14 protein-coding genes are annotated in these 18,228 nt (G+C 41.1%); 6 read left to right on the forward strand and 8 right to left on the reverse strand.

Features of this window, described 5'->3' with window-relative positions; genetic code table 11:
- The 4 genes from ACYQ0C_RS00100 to ACYQ0C_RS00115 all read right to left on the reverse strand — a co-directional run.
- Positions 1 to 879: collagen-like triple helix repeat-containing protein (locus tag ACYQ0C_RS00100; protein ID WP_459976803.1), on the reverse strand; the 879-nt coding region annotated here is incomplete at its 3' end.
- 48 nt (positions 880 to 927) lie between these two features.
- On the reverse strand, positions 928 to 1,164 hold the full coding sequence (locus tag ACYQ0C_RS00105; protein WP_459976800.1) for a helix-turn-helix domain-containing protein: 237 nt from the start codon (positions 1,162 to 1,164) through the stop codon (positions 928 to 930).
- Between the two features lie 166 nt (positions 1,165 to 1,330).
- Positions 1,331 to 1,672, reverse strand: coding sequence for a hypothetical protein (locus ACYQ0C_RS00110; RefSeq protein WP_235783355.1), 342 nt, complete (start codon positions 1,670 to 1,672; stop codon positions 1,331 to 1,333).
- Between the two features lie 281 nt (positions 1,673 to 1,953).
- Positions 1,954 to 3,570, reverse strand: a complete 1,617-nt coding sequence (locus tag ACYQ0C_RS00115) for an ATP-binding protein (protein WP_016275050.1) — start codon at positions 3,568 to 3,570, stop codon at positions 1,954 to 1,956.
- 304 nt (positions 3,571 to 3,874) lie between these two features.
- Here ACYQ0C_RS00115 and ACYQ0C_RS00120 point away from each other — a divergent pair, with 304 nt between their 5' ends.
- From ACYQ0C_RS00120 to ACYQ0C_RS00130, 3 genes are all read left to right on the forward strand, one after another.
- Positions 3,875 to 4,102 carry a helix-turn-helix domain-containing protein gene (locus tag ACYQ0C_RS00120; RefSeq protein ID WP_244964618.1) on the forward strand — a complete coding sequence of 76 codons (228 nt, stop codon included), beginning with the start codon at positions 3,875 to 3,877 and terminating at the stop codon, positions 4,100 to 4,102.
- Positions 4,103 to 4,163: 61 nt separating this feature from the next.
- Positions 4,164 to 5,606: a hypothetical protein gene (locus tag ACYQ0C_RS00125; protein ID WP_016275066.1), complete on the forward strand. Its 1,443-nt coding sequence runs from the start codon at positions 4,164 to 4,166 to the stop codon at positions 5,604 to 5,606.
- Positions 5,607 to 5,717: 111 nt separating this feature from the next.
- Complete coding sequence (locus ACYQ0C_RS00130; protein ID WP_016275065.1) at positions 5,718 to 7,316, forward strand: hypothetical protein; 1,599 nt, start codon at positions 5,718 to 5,720, stop codon at positions 7,314 to 7,316.
- A gap of 106 nt (positions 7,317 to 7,422) precedes the next feature.
- On the opposite strand, the gene ACYQ0C_RS00135 is transcribed toward ACYQ0C_RS00130, so the two are convergent.
- The gene (locus ACYQ0C_RS00135) at positions 7,423 to 10,104 is read right to left on the reverse strand and encodes a hypothetical protein (RefSeq protein WP_016275064.1); all 2,682 of its coding nucleotides are present in this window, start codon (positions 10,102 to 10,104) and stop codon (positions 7,423 to 7,425) included.
- Positions 10,105 to 10,165: 61 nt separating this feature from the next.
- On the reverse strand, positions 10,166 to 10,393 hold the full coding sequence (locus tag ACYQ0C_RS00140; protein ID WP_244964618.1) for a helix-turn-helix domain-containing protein: 228 nt from the start codon (positions 10,391 to 10,393) through the stop codon (positions 10,166 to 10,168).
- A gap of 784 nt (positions 10,394 to 11,177) precedes the next feature.
- Between ACYQ0C_RS00140 and ACYQ0C_RS00145 the strand changes: the two genes are divergently transcribed.
- Together ACYQ0C_RS00145 and ACYQ0C_RS00150 are read left to right on the forward strand one after the other, a co-directional pair.
- A complete protein-coding gene (locus ACYQ0C_RS00145) occupies positions 11,178 to 12,173 on the forward strand; it encodes a fimbrillin family protein (protein ID WP_016275057.1) in 996 nt (331 codons plus the stop codon).
- Positions 12,170 to 13,486, forward strand: a complete 1,317-nt coding sequence (locus ACYQ0C_RS00150) for a FimB/Mfa2 family fimbrial subunit (protein ID WP_016275058.1) — start codon at positions 12,170 to 12,172, stop codon at positions 13,484 to 13,486. The genes ACYQ0C_RS00145 and ACYQ0C_RS00150 overlap by 4 nt, the downstream gene beginning before the upstream one ends.
- 121 nt (positions 13,487 to 13,607) lie before the next feature.
- Here ACYQ0C_RS00150 and ACYQ0C_RS00155 read toward each other — a convergent pair whose 3' ends face one another.
- Complete coding sequence (locus tag ACYQ0C_RS00155) at positions 13,608 to 15,218, reverse strand: VapE domain-containing protein (protein WP_016275059.1); 1,611 nt, start codon at positions 15,216 to 15,218, stop codon at positions 13,608 to 13,610.
- A gap of 1,142 nt (positions 15,219 to 16,360) precedes the next feature.
- Here ACYQ0C_RS00155 and ACYQ0C_RS00160 point away from each other — a divergent pair.
- On the forward strand, positions 16,361 to 17,671 hold the full coding sequence (locus tag ACYQ0C_RS00160) for an ATP-binding protein (RefSeq protein WP_016275061.1): 1,311 nt from the start codon (positions 16,361 to 16,363) through the stop codon (positions 17,669 to 17,671).
- Here the strand turns inward: ACYQ0C_RS00160 and ACYQ0C_RS00165 are convergent.
- Positions 17,650 to 17,976: an AAA family ATPase gene (locus tag ACYQ0C_RS00165; protein ID WP_016275062.1), complete on the reverse strand. Its 327-nt coding sequence runs from the start codon at positions 17,974 to 17,976 to the stop codon at positions 17,650 to 17,652. The genes ACYQ0C_RS00160 and ACYQ0C_RS00165 overlap by 22 nt on opposite strands.
- Positions 17,977 to 18,228 lie beyond the last annotated feature (252 nt).

Genomic DNA, 18,228 nt, shown 5'->3' on the forward strand with positions numbered 1-18,228 from the left:
ATTGTTCTTAATTCTCAATGAATATACTGTTCTTTCGTCCAGATTAGATTGTTCAGCAAAAGCCCAGTCCTTTACACGGAAGTTCAACATACCATGTCCTTCTTTATAAGAATCAACGGTGATTTTTCCATCAGTGTACAGTTTTTGTCCAGCATTGAACAATTCCCAATTCTTGTTATTCGTATTGTAGTTCCATATTTCAGCAGTATCACGAACAAATCCTACCACTTCCATATCCTTGAATGATACGCTGTTAGGATTTACCTGATACTTCACGTCTGCCTTACCTGAGTAAACGATTTTAAATGTACTAAAGTTATTTGCACTCCAATCTGCACCTGCAATCTCTGTTTTACCTGACACACTATCAGTAACGATGGTAGGGAAATGGATTCTGGCAGCTTCACCTTCAGAAAGGAAAGTAGGGATAAACTTAACTCCGCTAACTACAGAAGTAGCTTTAGGCATACTGATAGTCTTTTTAGTGCCATCAGCATAAGTAATAACTAATTCATAAGCTGATTCACCTTCTTCTACTGATACTACATAATCATCAGCAGAAGTACCTGGAGTACCCGGAGTACCTGGTTTGCCCGGTTCACCTTGTTCTCCTTTTGCACCATTGTATAATTTAATGGTCTCTCCATCACTGAATTTGATTTCATAACCACCATTACCATCAGTGAACGGAGTACAGCTTTCGACATATTTGCCTGAGCCTACTTTGTCTTCAAGGGCCTTGATTGCATCTTTCACATTGGATATTTCTTGATCCAAGCGGTCGATGTCGTCATCGTAATCCTTACAAGATACAAATGTTCCTGTTGAAGTGACCATAAGGGCTCCAAACAGGATTGCACTTAAAAATTTTTTGTTCATAATAGAAAAACTTTAAATTTATAAATTTAAAAACTCAAAATATTATTGTTATAAAAGGACTTTAAATCTTTTTCTGTGTCCGGATGGTGCTTTATATAGAAACTGCAAGGGAGATGCGCCTACAATTTTATGAAATGCGGCATAAAAAACGCTTTGGGATGCAAAACCACACTTCCTAAAAAGAGAACTGGTTGAATACGTACCCTCTAGCAATAAGAACTTTGCATACTCAACACGATACTTGTTAAGGAGCTGCTTGAAGTTGCAGCCGAAGTAGTTGTTCACCGTATTACTCAGGTAGGTCGTATTCGTGCCGGAAACAAATCGTATATACTGTATTGATAATTAAGCATTTATCTCTTAGTATGACAAAAAGCAAAACGAACTCTATTTAGATGGATTCTACTAGAGTTCGTTACTGATATGAAATTATAAGGATAGAAAAAATAGATTACAACGTCAGCGTTGCATTTTTTTGTTCAAAGGAACATAAAGCTATGGACTGAAAAATAAGCGGCAAGCAATTCACATAATAAAAAGGAAGATTTATCAGTCGGAAATCTTTCCCTTTGGGAGTTGTAACCCTGTCAATTGAATAAGGTCCGCTCCAAACTCTGACAGCTATATTCCCGGGTGACAGGTCCATAAAAAAATGCTGAATATAATGATCGTTGGATAGCACCTTTAATTCCTGTGCAACAACCTGCCCGGCTTCATTCTCTCTTTCCAAATTAAGATGAATATAATTCTCAAATTCTCTGCTAAATTCGTTTACCAACGTTGTCTTACCCACTTGCCTTACTCCACGCAATATTAATGGCTTATGGTTGGAATTACCGCCCAGTCTTGCAGTTTCCTATAAATATTTTGTTGAAACATATCATTATTCTATTCGTTTACAGATCCAAATATAGCATTTGAATCTAAAAACATAGGCATATAATAAAGATACTGTTATTGGTGCAATCTCTAATAAAAAGGCTGTTAGAGATCTGGTGTTATTTCTATTGGCAACATCATAGATTGATTAAAACGACAGATATTTGCCTTGAAAGCACCCTCTTCCGTTTACTTTCACATCCTGTTCCATATTATCTCTTTCCATTCTTCCACAGTACGCGTAAGGGAAGAAAAATTCACCCCGATACAGACTATTTTACGGTTATCGGTCAAATAAGATCGGGCATAGCCTTTCTCTGCTATTTGCTGTAAAGCCTCCTCTGCTGTTCCATCCATCTTGAATTCGAAAATGTAAACATATTCGTCCATTTCCAATATGCAGTCCACCCGTCCGAAGCTCTGGCGGTTCTCACAATGGATTGCACGGCAATAAACTCCTATCAAACGGAGAATCAGATAAAAAGTGTATTGGAAATGTTTCTCAGTCATATCCAATTCCTTCAAGGAAGCGTGAGAGTCATACGGGATGCTGGCAAGAAAAGCGGTCAGAGAATCACAAAAAGCGGAGGTGTTCCCTTGTTCAAGACAAGTGACAGCATCGATAATCCAACTGTTGACCTCTCCACCTCCGGGTTTCAAATAATGTGCTGCCAGTACGGACAAGAAACCTTTACGCACCTCATTATTGGGAAAATCGAGCAGATAGGTTCCCATACGTCTATTATATTCTTTAATAGTGAGATATCCGCTCTGATAAATCATGGGCAGAGGCTGTTCCACATCAGCCTTATAATCCACAAACAAAGAGGGAACATAATAACGTCCGGCAAGTTCGTTTATCTGCTCGCGGTTGTGTTGCAGCAGGCGAACCAAATAGGTGGGAGTACCTGTAGAGAACCAGTAATCACGAATTGCCATACTGTCAAAAGCATTAAGAATGCTGAACGGATTGTAAATGTCGGTCATCCCCTCTCCAAAATGATATCCGTCATATTGCCGTCTGAGAAGTTCCTTCATTTCTTCCACCGTATACTGATATTTAGCAGCCAACTGTATGGTGGGTTCTTCGAAATATGCTTCCAGCTCATTCTGGGTGATACCGCACAAGGCTTCGTACCGTTCATCCATACTGATGTCTTTAGGCTGGTTAAATCCACTGAAAACACTTACTTGGGAAAACTTTGTTACTCCGGTCAATAATACGAATCTCAAGTATTGATCAGCTCCCTTAAAGGTAGAATAAAAGGATTTCAATATTTCCCGGTTATGATTTTCCAACAGAACTTTCTTTCCGTAATCATCATAAAAACAAGCTTCCGTATCTAATACATCCAGAATAGGTTTGTCATATTCATCAATCAGCACCACCGCACGCCGCCCTGTCTGTTCATAAGCCCGGCGAAGTATTTCAATGAAACGGGTTCCTATGGTTGTATAATTGGGATTCTTGCCATAAATATCTTCCCAGTTTCCTAAATAGCCTTCAATGGTAGCCTCCAGAATTCCGGGTTGTGTATATAGTCCTCCATTAAAGTCTATACGGAAGATAGGATACTCATACCAGTCCTTTTCCAATCCGTCGATTTCCAGTCCGGCAAACAAATCTTTACGTCCCTGGAAATAACAGGCAAGGGTGCTTACCAGCAGGCTTTTGCCAAAACGACGTGGACGACTCAAGAAATAAGTCTTGCCTTGTGTTACCAGATTGTAAATCAAACCGGTCTTATCCACATATACATAGCCATCTTCACGGATTTGGTCAAAACTCTGTATTCCAATAGGGTATTTCATATTTTGTTGCGGTTCTAGAATGAATGATGAAACAAAGATATTAGTAAATGATAAACAAAGCAAATAAAGGATTTGTTTTTTCCGCTTATGACAAGTTTTTCCGTTTCTTATTAATGGATAATCGCCTATTTCTGTTCATATATATTGGCATTCTGTCCTTTAAAGGATACTTTGAAAAGTATTTAGAATTTATCCATTTTGTAATAAGATATATTTCTCCTACTGAATTTGTTATATTGTTGTCTATCAGTGTTATACATATTCTTTTGTTTCCGGCACGAATACGACCTACTTGAGTAATACGGTGAACAACTATTTCGGCTGCAACTTCAAGCGGTTGATAAACTCCTACAGGGTTGCCCGCGCCAAGGAGCTGCTGGAGGGTGATGAGTGCCCTGTGAGCGAGCTTTTCAGCCGTTGCGGGTTCGCCTCGAAGAGCGTGTTCTATGTGGCGTTCGGGAAGATGGTCGGCATGACTCCCCTGCAATATATATCGCAGAGCCGGAATCCTTTTGTTGTCCAACGCAATTAAGTCCTTTTATAACAATAAACATTTTGAGTTTTTAAATTTATAAATTTAAAGTTTTTCTATTATGAATAAAAAATTTTTAAGTGCAATCCTGTTCGGTGCCTTGATGGTGACCTCGACAGGAACATTTGTATCTTGTAAAGATTACGATGATGATGTCACTGAACTTTGGGATGCCATCAACGGTCAAAAGACCGATTGGACAGCTAAAGTTACTGCTGTAGAGACATCTATCTCCAACTTGCAATCTGCTCAGACTGCATTGGAAGGTAAAATAGCGGAAACAAAAGATGCTGCTGAAAAAGCCGCTTTAGAGGCTCAGAAAGCCGCTATTGCTGCAGCTTCTGCTGAGTTGGCTACCGTGAAGGCTGAATTGGAAGCTTCCATCGCAAAATTGCAGGATGCCAATGAAGAAGAAATGACTAAAATCAAAGCAGAAGTCGAAAAGACTGTTGCCGCTATCGCTGAGGCTAATGGTAAGATAGCAGCCCTTCAGGCTTTCCAGTCAACTACTGAGGAAACTTTAAAAGCTTTGGCGGATGCTGATGCCACCTTGGCCGGAACTTTGAATACCTTGGATGCTGAGGTTAAAGCTAATGCTGTTGAAATAGGTAAGAATAAAGTGGCTATCGAAGCTCAACAAACAGCCTTGGCAGAATACATCCAATCCAATGATGCTGCCGTAGATGCTAGTAAAGCTGAGATCGAAAAGATTCAAACAGAGTTGAAAAAGCATCAGGAAGTGTTAGATAAATTGAATGCTTTCGATGTAAAAGAAACACAAGATGCAATTGCTCAATTGCAAAAAGATGTACAGAAGAACGCTGAAGAAATTACTACTATCAACAACAAGTTGGAAGTGTTATCTGCCGCTATTTATAAAGGTGTGACTCATGTTTCATTGATAGCAGGTCATTCTACCACTGAGGGAGCTTTCAATTGGAAATTGGAACTTCTTTCTGCCGAAGCTGTAAGAACATGGACTTTCGGTGACAAGCTGACAGGTGCTATTTCTTTTGAAAAAGGCGCTCGTTCTACTTTCACACAAAACTTCCTGATTCGTGTGTCTCCTACAGACGCTGTAATTTCAGCTGAAAACATCAAGCTGATTAATTCACAGGGTGCTGATATGGAAGGAATGGTTTCTGTCAGCGACGTGAAACCTTATACAGGATTGCTGACTCGTGGTATTTCTGCTAACGGTCTTTGGGAAGTTTCTGTTGAAATGAACAAAGAATACGATGCGGAAGCATTCAAAGCTGCTACTCAGGCAAAAGATGACAATGGAAACTATCCTGAAAAGCCTAATTACATTCTTTATGCAGTTAGCTTGAACACTACCTTGGATGCGGAAAAGGGTGCTTATTCTAGAAATGTAGTTTCTGAATACAGTCTTACCTTCGTTACTGATAATAAAAAGCCCGCTGACGAACTGATATTTGCAGTCGATAAGAAAAACGTTGAGAATATTGCTAACCGTTATGACGTAAAAACTGATTATAAATGAAGTAAGGGTGCACAAGCAGAACCTATCTTCAAAACTGATGGTGATAAAACAATTAATGTAACAGCAGATGCTAGCGACGACCGTGATGGAACAACTGAGAAGGCTTATGCTGTGACTTTGAACAAACCATTCACTGTAGCTCTTGGAAAGTTTGAACAGAGTGAATTTAAAGCAAGCGAGAATATCAGAGGCTTCTATGTAACGATTGATTATGATCGTGCCGGTGATTCAGACAGTAGCGAAAAAGTAGCATGGAAGAAGTATGCAGAAACAATCAAGGGATTGGATACAGTTACCGAAACCGGTTCTATTGATTTGACTATCACTGATGCAGATGCTTTGACAGACTATATTTGCTTCCGTGTATATGCTGTAAACCACGATGGTTCTTTGGTTGACCCTGATGGAAAAGCATTTGAAGTCGTGGTAGGCGAAGCTGCTGAAGAACTTGCTTCTTACAACTGTACTTGGACTTGGAAAAGCGCTCTTGAGAATGAAATTACTTTGGCACCTGTTGCAGAAGATGTATTTGGTGATTGGGTTGAGAATGTAGCAAAAGCCAATCAACCCCTTGAAGCTCCAGCTGATACGATCATATTGGGTGAAGAAAAAGCTAAACCTGCAATTAAGGGATTGCAATATTATGATGAAAATAAAGACGAAATCGTAATATCTTCGGCTTCTGACTTTAGAAGCAAAGCTAAGAATATTAAATATGTAAGTGCTGTATCTAATAGTGCCGCAAATGCAACTTGGTATGATAATGGCAAGAAATATACTCAAGCATTCGGATTCTACAACGACAGAGGTCAATTGCTGAAAACATTAACAATCAGTTTGACTAAAGTTATGCCTTCATTCCCTGCTTCCATCAAGCCATATACAGGAATCCTTCAAGATGGTACTTTGTTGAAGATCTATCCGAAATTGGACGGTGATGATGACGTAGTTTATGATCTGGATAATGTATGGCATGGTATATCCAAGGAAACTACATTTGCACAAATATTGGCTGATGATGAAGAAGCAACAGTTACCTATGTAGGCAGAGGAGATAATGGTGAGGATGACTTCAGTGACAATAAACCTGCATTAAAAGCTCCGAAGTCTATCTTGGATCCAGAATCGGAAACCTTTGAAACTAAGTTCCCGATGATTGTTACTTACAACTATGGTGAAATCAGTGAATGGGTAAAAGACTTGAAATATAGTTGGATTGTGGAAGGTACTAACTTTGATGTAGTATTTGGTAACTATGTTCACGATTGTACATTCGCTTGGGGAACTAAACCGGTATTGACCTATCCGGGTGCTACAGGTGTTACACAAAAGATCGATGTGTCTAATTTGAAAGGCAAAGACTGGTATGGAAAAGCTGTACAAATTTATACAGAATCTACTTTGGAAACCAAGTTTGACGCATTCAATGAATATGGTGACATTAAAGATGTTAAAGACATCGAAGTTATCACCGGCAATGGTGAAGTAAATGAGTTCTATACAGCGAAACTTGTAAAACCGACTTACAAAGATAAGGATGGTAAGAAAGTTGTGGATGTACCTGCACACATCTTGCTGACATCAACTTCTACCGCATCTCAAGGAGAACCTGTAGAAACAATCATTCGCTTGAAAGTAACAGATATCTATGGTTACAAAATAGTATTAGACTTGCCTGCATTTACTATGAACTTTACTTCTGTTAAGTAATATTTATAGTATGGAATAATAAAAAAGAGCGGTCATTGCTGATCGCTCTTTTTTCTATACAGATTTTACAGAATGTAAAAATCTTCTAATAAATACAAATCCAAAACTATTTACGAGGTTTAACAACCATCTTCAATGTAATAGTTACATCATGTCCATAGGAATCCTTACAATTAATAGTCAATGTAGAAGGAACATCTTGTTTCGGATTAGAACCGATATCTGTTTTTATAGCTTCAAAGACATTTGCCTTAGTGAAATCAACTTTGAAGTAGTCTTCTTTACCAGTTGCATCAGAAGTCAACTTAGCACTTTCAATGCTCAGACTTGATCCATAAGCATCTTTAAGTGCTGTACTAAACAATTTATCTATAGCATTAGTACCCCAGATATGTGCAGTGGTAGGAGCGGCTGCATTATTGCCATAAGTCAAATTTGTTGAATAAGGCAATTTAGCATTAGCAGCTAATCCTAAATTTTCGCGAGTAGCCCATGCCCAAGTATGTACTTCCGGTTTATAGAAGCAGCAGTAAACTGTATTAAATGTTGCAGCTTCTACTATAACATTTTCATATTCACCAGCACTATTTTTCTTTGAAGAAATCTTACCATAATTGTAAACAACCTTAGTTGCATGCTCTGTCTTATTATCAATATAAGATTTTACAACTTCAATGCTTTGAGCACCGTTTACTGTTACATCTTTATCTTTATCTCCATCTTTTACAGAAGAAGCAAATGTTACATTGTATTGGTCAGCCTGGCCCAAACCGAAGTTAATCAAGTTTTCAATAGGCATTGTACCCTTAGAAGCTTGACTTGCAGCCCAATTATCAGCAATCATATAACAATTATAGATGCCGTCAATTACTTGTTTGTCTTTAATGGAGAAGCCTTGTGGTAAAGTGGTTGGAATTTCTTTAGTCATAGTAACATTTAATGTTGCTAATACAAATCCATCCTCATTCTTAATAGTCAATGTTCCATTATATTCCTTACCGTCTTCGTATTTTTTCCAGTCTACTCCAGTTGGTCTAGTATAAACTTTAACAACTTTACTGAAATCTACTCTCTCCAAAGCAGGATTTAACAGATTGTATGTATTATAAATTTCATGTCCTTCTGAGTCTACAAAATATGCATGGAATACAGGTTGGTTATTATCAATCTTATCAGTAGCCCATGTAGCTTGATAAGGTGCGGATAATTTACTTAATGTAACAGCTTCTGCTTCTGATTTAGTTATATCTACAAGAGTTGCATCATCTGCAGATGGAGTTACTACCGTATTAACAGTTTCCCATGTAGCCGCTTCTTTACCTAATTTCACATAGAAAGCTTTACCATCAGGATCAACCAATGTACCATCATAGTTTACAGCATACACACGGAAACCAATGATATCATCAATGATATTATCTCCGTTAATAGTAATTTCTGTAGAAGTACCTTCCACAACGGTATTTAATCCTGTATATTCATAAGAGTTCCAAGCATTGATTTCAGATGGAGCTGACTCTACAGCATTTTGGCTATCTAATGTAACATAAATAGCACGAATATTTTTAGGAGCTTCTACTTCGTTATTTTTTGTTGACAATGAAATAGTCAATGCCTTACCTTGAACAGCTGGATAAACAGATTCTCTTTGACGATTGTCGCCTTGCTTAACATTTGTATTTGATTTGTCTAAACCAATAACAGTAGTAGATACACCATTTTTCCATTCCAACTCTTTATACTCTACAGGAGTATTATTTTCAGAAGCTGAATAACGATTGTGTATTTTATTTACATTCTTTTCATTAACAAAGAAGTTCAGTCCATTTTGTGGAGTATACGGCTGCCAATCCAGAGTTAAGTCATAAGATGAAATAACTTCTCTTGTTTCAGCAGTAGACAAGGTGTTATTTACCTGTACAGCAAAGAGAATAGCTTTAGTATCATTACCAACTTTGGTTTCTGTTACAGTAGAAAAAGCTTTTTCATCATAATTCTTTAAAGCAACTGTAACTTCCCATAATCCATTATTTCCTGCCGCACGGCTTAATAACCCGTTATATTTCTCAACTTTCTGAACAGATAAGAATTCATTCAGATTCTGTCCTTGGCTATTAGTCAAAGAAATCATTTCTGGAGTCAAGACTGCATTAGTCGGAGACACACGTACTACAAACTTATCTCCTGTTTGAATTTGATTACCTTTAGTAAAAGTAATGGCATTTGTTATCCCTTCACTAAATACATTTTCTTTTTCAATAGCAGTAGAGAAAGTCAGTTCAGCGCCTGTAGGATTGGCAGAATACGAAGCCACCAGTTCCACACTAGTAACCATATCGGCAATCTTGCCAACAATGTCTTCTACTTTCTTAGTGGCAGCATCAACCTTCCCTGCCATCTCTTTCAATGCAGCGTCAGTGGATTCTTCTACTTCTTTTTTCAATGTTGCAATTTCTGCTTGTACAGCCTTGATCGCTTCAGCCTTTGCATCTGCAACAGCCTTGTCAGCAGCGGCCTTTGCAGCAGCGGCATCATCACCAGCAGCTTTTGCAGCAGTTTCAGCAGCAGCAGCTTTAGTCAGAGCATCGCTTGCATCTTTTGCGGCGGTATTCAAAGCAGCCTGCAAAGTAGCGATCTGAGAAGTCATGTCCTCCTTAGTCGCCAGTTTGTTGATTTGTTCCTGCAAATTGTCTATGTCATCATCATAGTCTTTACAAGATACAAATGTTCCTGTCGAGGTCACCATCAAGGCACCGAACAGGATTGCACTTAAAAATTTTTTGTTCATAATAGAAAAACTTTAAATTTATAAATTTAAAAACTCAAAATGTTTATTGTTATAAAAGGACTTAATTGCGTTGGACAACAAAAGGATTCCGGCTCTGCGATATATATTGCAGGGGAGTCATGCCGACCATCTTCCCGAACGCCACATAGAACACGCTCTTCGAGGCGAACCCGCAACGGCTGAAAAGCTCGCTCACAGGGCACTCATCACCCTCCAGCAGCTCCTTGGCGCGGGCAACCCTGTAGGAGTTTATCAGCCGCTTGAAGTTGCAGCCGAAGTAGTTGTTCACCGTATTACTCAGGTAGGTCGTATTCGTGCCGGAAACAAATCGTATATACTGTATTGATAATTAAGTATTTATCTCTTAGTATGACAAAAAGCAAAACGAACTCTATTTAGATGGATTCTACTAGAGTTCGTTACTGATATGAAATTATAGGGATAGAAAAAATAGATTACAACGTCAGCGTTGCATTTTTTTGTTCAAAGGAACATAAAGCTATCGACTGAAGAATAAGCGGCAAGCAATTCACATAATAAAAAGGAAGATTTATCAGTCGGAAATCTTTCCCTTTTGGGGTTGTAACCCTGTCAATTGAATAAGACCCGCTCCAAACTTTCAATAACTCTTTTCTCCATATTCTGTTTGCTTACAGCAACGAAAACACGAATTATCTTTCAATATACTGAATGATTTATGAATATATGATGTCTGTTTACTGAATATTATTGGAGATATCATTCGTTGGATAATAGTTGTTGGTCACTAAACAAGACGTATTGCCAAGTATTTGACATTTATATAATTAGCAATCATTCCAGACATTTTTCCTGTTGGCGTATATCAATCAAACAGTTGGGCCGCTTATGTTTTTGCTTATTTATTTTTTCATATTTTCACCTATTTGTTTTTCTTTTTGCAAATAATGAATTACTTTCGCAGCCGGATACAGGTTCTATTTCTTACCGACAACAAGCGGATACGCTTTAATCCTTGACCAATTCAACTTGTCCTCATTTTAATTTTAACGGACAAGCTGATTCCTTGCCCCTCACTATTATAAAATAAAAGAATGAAAAAATTACTGTATGCATCGTTACTGACGATCCTATGCCTCTCTGCCTGTCAAAACAGTGAAGAGGCAGAACAGCTACAAGAAAAAGAGTACACGGTATCTATTATGGCAAGGATTGGAAAGACAGCCTCCGGAGCACGCTACCTGCAAGACAATGAAAACACTGCCGCCAACTTTGGCAAGAACGACAAAATAGGTGTCTTTATGGACGATGACAGTGCTGTCCGCTGGGGGTTCGACGGAACTTCCTGGACAACAGAAAAGAGTGTTTTCTGGAAAGATAAAAACGGGGAACATACTTTTTGCGCGTATTATCCCTACTCCGCTTCCGAAACCGAAAGCAAGGAAAATATAAAAATGCCTTCCCTCGACACTCAGGACGGAACTTGGGAAAATATAGACCAATATGACTTTCTGGTAGCGTCCAGGAAACTTTCCTATAATACCGACCTTGGAAATGTTGCCTTTTCGGGCGAGTATGCGTTCAAGCACATTTTGTCACTATTGAAGATAAACATAAAAGGTGAAGGGGATATGGCACAAGCCGTTATTGATAAAATCAGACTGGAGGGGAATGAACTGATGACTCAAGGGTACTATTCCTTTGGAACGAACAGCGTCACCATCAGCGGAACTGCCAAGGAAACCTTCCAGATCACTCCGTCGCATACCATGAACAATCAGGATGCTTCCTTCTATTTTATCCTGAACGGAGGCGGGCGGGATGAAAACATAGCCCCGAAGACTGTGACAAGCCATCCTGTCAGTCTCGTCATTGAATATACCCGTAACAACAAACAATACATAGCACGGCGCGAAGACCTGTCCACGGGCTTATTGTCCGGATGTATCCACAAATACAATATCGTTGTGAAAGACGGAAATGTAATTATCACGGGAGGAAGTATTTCGGGCTGGACTCCGGGAAATGAGGAGGAGGATATAATTATAGACGGGGAAGAAATAAATCCACAAATAAATAATGTGCTATGAATTATAGATTAACTGAATTAAAGGTACTGCTGTTTTTATTACTGCTGTCTGCCGTTTCTTGCCAACGCCCGATGTACGATGAAGAAGACGAGGAGGATGGAGTATCGCAAACAAATCTTCCTCTGAAGATATCAGCCCGGTCCAGCGGAGAATCCCAGATTAATTATCCGGCTTATATCTATGCCTTTGCAGAAAATGGCAGCTGTTCTGCCAGCCTGAAAATGACAGACAACGGCCCGATCGAAATGAAGCTGCCTCCTGCCCGATACACCATTGTTGCAATAGCCGGTCTGGGAGAGGAATATACCGTTCCGGAAAATCCTTGCCTTGACGATGTGATTGTTATGAAAGAAAACAACAGCAGCTCACGTGCGCTGATGCTGGGAACCTCAACGGTTACCATAACCAATAAAAAGAACATTTCTGTTTCCGTCACCCTCTATTATGCTGTGTCTTTAGTTAATGTCAGTTTGGCGGACATACCGTCAAATGTCAAGAAAGTCAGTTTGCAGATTTCACCTCTATATTCTTCCCTGTCGTTCACAAGGGAATACTCCGGCAAAGACAAGAGCACGGAAATTGCTTGTGAGTTGGAATCGGATGGTACTTGGAGCGCCCCTCCCTTTTATATTTTTCCGGGGAGCGGCTCTCAGACGGTTTTCTCCATAACCCTGGAAGATGACAGCCAGACAAAGACGTTTGGATACACTTTCAATGGAAAGCCGGAAGCCAATGTGCCATTAAATATCGGGGGCAGCTATTCGGGCGATGTCACGGTGGGGGGCAGTTTGATATCAGGTGAATGGAAGGATCCGGTAGATGTTAAATTTGATTTTGGCGGTGCAGGGGAAGATAACAGCGGTGATGAGAATCCTCCTGCCAATCCGGATCTTTCCGGGCTGCCCGAGATTGGCAATATCTGGAATGGAGGAATTGTTGCCGGTATAGAGAATGCAAGTCCCACGGGAGCGGATGTTTTGTTGATGAGTCTGGATGAGTGGGGTGGTCTGGCTTCCGATGTGCGGAATATCATAAAGGAGGAGGAAGCAAACGGATGGTATCTCCCGTCTGAGGAGGAGGCGAAGGTGTTGCATGATACGTTCTGTGGCGTATCACTGGATGAGCTGAATGAAACGATAGAGGGATTGCAAAACGGAGACCCGCTGTTGGATATCGAGAAACGATATGTATATGACTTTAACGGAGTTATCTATGCATTCGGATTTAAAACCTCATCCAAATTCTTACAGGCGGGAAGTACGGTAAAATACAAAATACGTTTGGTACGCAGCGTTCATTATAATGCCGGCTGACTCGGCAGCAGGCTGAAAAATAGAAAGAATGGCATTCACGCTTCCAAACTTTATTGTCCGGAAGTGTGAATGTATGTTTGCATATTCTCCAATGAGCAGACTGTGTATATGGCTTGAATGTTTAGCATGCCACCACGCGGTACACATTCCCCTTGGCGGTATGCACCCGTTCGCCCAGCTGGGGCAGGATACGGCTCAGACTGTAGGCGGTCATGCCCCTCATGACCGAAGGATGGGCGGCTTTCATGCGCTCGAACAACTGGGTGGCGGAAAGGGTCAGCACTTCCTGCGGATGGTCCTCTTCGGTGGCAAAACGGAAGCAGAGGCGGAATACTTCCTCTTCGGGTATGTGCTTGTAGAACAGGGCGTTGTGCTGCTGCATGGCTTGTTCCTCTTCCTTGTTGAACCAGCTTCGCTCACCGGACAGAAGCTCCGCCTTGAGCTGGGCGTACAGCTGCTTGTGCTCTACGGGCGTGGCGCAGTCTATGGCGTGTTCCAGGCTGACACAGAGGAAGCGTCGTGAGCCGGTACGGTCCACCAGCAGGTCCTCCCGGTTGCTGGTGCCGATGAACGAGGCGATGCGGGGAAGTGCCGATGCACTGCGTTTGTAGGCCTTGCGGATGTTCAGTGCGGAGGCCTGCATCAGGTTCTTCAGCAAGGGCATTTTGGATGCGCCTAGTTTGTCAAACTCATCCAGGTTGATCAGGCCGTAGGCGGCCAGTCTGGCTTCGGCGGATGCCGGGGAGCTGAGGTCGTAACTTTCCGTGTAGTAGGCTTTCAGCGTATCGGGCATCAGCAGGCGGCAGAACGTACTTTTCCCCAGTCCCTGACGGCTGCTCACCAGCAGGGGGGCCACACTGTTGGCGCGGTTATTATCCGGATTAAGCTGCATCCATTGGGCGGAGAGCCCCAGCATCCAGCGGTGGAAACCGTTCACCCATACCGGGTCTTCGGACACCCGGCGGGCGAGTGCGGATACCCGGTCCGTTCCGTCCCATTCGGGGAGGTGCTCAAAGTAGGCGGTGAAGGGATGGTATTCGCTGATGCGGCGCGAGCGCACAAAGCGTTGGATGTCCCTGTCCCAGCAGTCTATGCCTGTTTCGATGGCTTCCATACTGAGCGAGTTCATCCATCGCTCGTCCACCTTGGTGTAGCGCAGGTGGGTGTCGGGAATGTTGTCTGCTACGTCCGCCACCTCGGTTTCCTCGGTAAGGACATTGAAGCGGAAACGGTAGCGGGAGGTGAGGAAAGCGGTCACTTCCTGCATCAGGGTACGTGATTTTGCCTTCCTGCCGGTGTTTTCCGAGGGTGCTTGTTCCGTTTTCTTTTGAACGTCTTTCGTATGGGCGGAATGTTCCTTTGCTTTTTCGGTTGAGGCTGCCGGGCGTTTGTGGGAAACGTCCACATTTTCCGGCAAGTTGTCCTTGCCGTTTTCAGCGAGGAGCACCTGTGATCCGGCCACTTCTCTCACTCCGTCTTCGACTGACACGATGTAGTGGTAACTGCCCGTGGGTGCCTTCCCGTCGGTGCGCGGAGTCCAGTTCAGTACCAGAGCCAGCTGCCCCTCGCGGATATCCAGTGCCAGACGCACACCGGGGATAGTGCGGCAAAGCGGCATCACTCCGTTGAGGGCGGATACGAGATCACGGCGCAATGTTCCCTCGGTGGAAACAGGGCTTGACAGGAATTTGCTTCCGAAGAAGACTGTTTTGAGAGTGGCGAATACATTCATAGGTTACCTTTTTTAGTTTGGCAAACTACAAATATACAACATAAAAAGGCGTTTGTCAAGAGGGGCGGGTAATAGGGTATGGAACTTGGTGCAGGATTCGATGAAACTTGGGGCAAGATCCGATGGGACTTGGTGCAGGATTTAATGGAACTTGGGGCAAAATTCAATGGATACAGGGCGCAATACATACGTATGTGTAGGCCGATGCTTGCGTATGTGTGCCCCGATGCTTATGTACGTGTGGGCTTACACGTTACTAACATGCGGGCTGACACGTTACTAATGTCGGGGCTTATACGTTACTAATGTTATTGTTGAATACGCCTTTATGTTTTTAAAATACACCTTGAGCTTTAAAAAATACGCCTTCAACTTTTAAGAAAACATCTTCAGGCTTTTAAAAAACAACTATACGTTTTTAAAACACGCCAGCTTGTTCAGTGCACAGACTTAGCCTGTTCAACGTACAGACTTAGCCTGTCCAGCTTACAGACCTGGTCTGTTCCGTGTATTACTCCCCCACTAATCCGATACGCTCCCTTTTCCCCTCATCCTGTCATCTTATGTAATATGCACAGAAAATCAGCCGGTTAAAGCTGAAACCACTTCCCCTCACGTCCATTTCAGCCCGTATCGTTTTGTCCCTTCACAAAAAATGTGAAAGAGCAGGCTGAAAGGAGGCTGACAGGGCAATGACAGGAGCCCCTTCATAGCCGGAACGCCTATGGGCAGGGAGTTTCAGCGGTAGATGAAAGGAGAAAAGGAACAATCGGGTTTTATCGCTGAGGCATTTAATATGAAGATAATCTCAGCATTCCCACCTGCGAATGAACAGATCACCATCCATGTTTTGAACCTGATTTATTATCGGCACGAAAGATTTATATCTTTCAGGCTATGTAACAATAATCCTCCCGGCATTTCTATACTCAAGATAAATTATTGCGTCATGCAGCCGGAAAATGAGATCCCGGATAGCCTTTTCCTTCAGTCTATCAAATTCGATTATTTTTTTCGGTACTTTTTCAGATAAATTATATCACAATTCTTGCTGCTCCAAATAAACAAAGGTATATTTGCAAAAATAACCATGGTTATTATAATCGTTATTATTTTTATAAGCGACTAAATATTAATAATATATGGATTTCTTTGGCAGAGAGAAAGAATTAGAGATACTCAGAAGGGAGGAAGAATTGTCCGCATCATCGGCACGGTTCACCATAGTCATGGGCAGACGCCGAATCGGCAAGACCAGTCTGATAAGACGGAATTTTCAAGGTAGGCAATGCCTTTATATATTGGCGAAAAATGAGGCGGAAGCCACCTTCTGCAGTTCTATACAAAGACAGATACAGAGGGAACTTGGTATATCTGTCTATGGATCGGTACGTTCTATGCGTGATATTTTTGATATTCTGTTTTCGTATGCCACTCAGAACCAGTTGAACCTGGTAATAGATGAAGTACAGGAGTTCTTTTATGTACGCAAGAGTATTTTTGCTGACATGCAAGAATTATGGGATAAATACAAGCCGGATATGAAAATAAACTTCATTACTTGCGGCTCCATTTATTCACTGATGAAAGAACTGTTTGAGGATAAAAAATCAGCCATGTATGGACGGATGACCAAGCGTCTGGACTTGCAGCCGTTCAGCATAGCAACACAGAAACAAATTCTAAGGCATTATTATCCGGCTTATACTCCGGCAGATCTACTTTGTCTTTATATGCTGACCGGTGGGGTGGCAAAATATATAGAAACATTAATGGACGAAGGGGCTTTCAAGAAAGAACGGATGCTCACTTGCTTTACCAATGAATACATGCCTTTTCTTACAGAAGGGAATGACTTGATTAATATGGAATTTAGAAAAGAGGGGGCCGTTTACTATTCTATCTTGAGCCTGATAGCTGACGGAAAAAACACATCCGGTGAGATTGATTCAGTTTTAGGTATCACCACAAGTGCCTATCTGCGTAACCTTGAAATCAATTATACCCTTTTGAAGAAGATGCGTCCCATCTTTGCATCTGAACGGAGCAAGGGAGTCAAGTACAAGCTGAATGACAATTTTCTACAGTTCTGGTTTCGCTTTATCTATCCTAACCTTGATTTGGTGGAGAATCACCGGTCGGATTTATTATTGGATATTGTAAAGAAAGGGTATGATGTTTATTCTGGTCTGGTATTGGAGCGATATTTCCAACAAAAGCTATGGGAAGAGGAGCGTTTCACGATAATAGGAAACTGGTGGGACTCAAAAGGAGAAAATGAAATTGATATCGTAGCTGTAAACCGTATTGACCGTACAGCCCGGATAGCAGAGGTAAAGATTAACCGGAATAAAATATCTATGCCGGTCTTGAAAGAAAAATCCCAAAAACTTATAGGCGAGTTAAAAAGATATCAGATAGAATATACAAGCTATTCATTGGAGGATATGTAAGGCATGGAATAAAGGTATTCACACTTCTGGCGTATTTTATATTTTATGATACGACTTTCAGCACCCAATTGCCATAAGGATACGACATTCATATATCCGGCTTCAATATCGTCTTTCATTACATTGGTTTTTCTATACAGTTCTTCTTTTATATGTTGAAGCATCAAAGTGGTTTTGCCTACTCCTCTAGGACCGGTAATACCTATCATACGGCTGTTCCAATTTATCTTGGAATACAGATAACGATAGAAACTCGTATTTGTTTCTTTTAATAATTTTTCGAAATGCTCTTGTGACTTTTTCATGCTATATTGAATTTAACATGCAAATATGGCCTGCACTCTGGCGGTGCATCTATTTGTCTATTTTACGCTATCAAAGTGCATTTTAAGCTAATTGAAGACCTTCCATGTCCTCAATAAATGTAATTATTCGTACAAACTGTCCTCCGTTGATAACATATAAAAATCTATTTAGATCTTCTATAGATAACCAATAGACGGAATGGCTTTTTATTTGGTGGTTACATCGCTGATTTATAACGATATAAGTCTTCT

The sequence above is a fragment of the Phocaeicola sartorii JCM 17136 = DSM 21941 genome, from assembly GCF_054653615.1.

Bases quoted from the DNA above. Each gene is read 5' to 3' on its own strand.
- ACYQ0C_RS00160 (WP_016275061.1), top strand. From the start codon at position 16,361: ATGGATTTCTTTGGCAGAGAGAAAGAATTAGAGATACTCAGAAGGGAG.
- ACYQ0C_RS00145 (WP_016275057.1), top strand. From the start codon at position 11,178: ATGAAAAAATTACTGTATGCATCGTTACTGACGATCCTATGCCTCTCT.
- ACYQ0C_RS00115 (WP_016275050.1), bottom strand. From the start codon at position 3,570: ATGAAATACCCTATTGGAATACAGAGTTTTGACCAAATCCGTGAAGAT.
- ACYQ0C_RS00155 (WP_016275059.1), bottom strand. From the start codon at position 15,218: ATGAATGTATTCGCCACTCTCAAAACAGTCTTCTTCGGAAGCAAATTC.
- ACYQ0C_RS00165 (WP_016275062.1), bottom strand. From the start codon at position 17,976: ATGAAAAAGTCACAAGAGCATTTCGAAAAATTATTAAAAGAAACAAAT.
- ACYQ0C_RS00150 (WP_016275058.1), top strand. From the start codon at position 12,170: ATGAATTATAGATTAACTGAATTAAAGGTACTGCTGTTTTTATTACTG.
- ACYQ0C_RS00135 (WP_016275064.1), bottom strand. From the start codon at position 10,104: ATGAACAAAAAATTTTTAAGTGCAATCCTGTTCGGTGCCTTGATGGTG.
- ACYQ0C_RS00125 (WP_016275066.1), top strand. From the start codon at position 4,164: ATGAATAAAAAATTTTTAAGTGCAATCCTGTTCGGTGCCTTGATGGTG.